Here is a 292-nt window from a genome sequence, read left to right on the forward strand (position 1 = left end):
TCAGCGGCGTGCGCAGCTCATAGGAGACGCTGCCCACGAACTCGCGCTTCAGCGCCTGGCTTTCGGCCAGGGCCTGTTCGCGCTGCACCAGCGCCTGCTCCAGCCCGCGTCGGGCCGTCACGTCCGAGAAGGCGACCAGCGTCGCGCCGTCCGGCAGGGGTCGGGTCTGCCAGGCGGCGACGCGACCGTCCACGGTCCGGCCCTCGCCCGAGATGGCGACACGGCTTTCGGGATCGGGATCGGCGACGCGCGCCTTCAGCCCCAGCCATAGGGCGGGATCGGGCAGCACGGC

General features: G+C 73.3%; 1 pseudogene. It reads right to left on the reverse strand.

From position 1 onward, the window contains the following. Positions 1-292, reverse strand: a pseudogene (locus B3T77_RS11565) (two-component sensor histidine kinase); the annotation flags it as partial.

It is taken from the genome of Brevundimonas sp. UBA7838 (assembly GCF_002500885.1).
GTDB lineage: Bacteria > Pseudomonadota > Alphaproteobacteria > Caulobacterales > Caulobacteraceae > Brevundimonas > Brevundimonas vesicularis_C.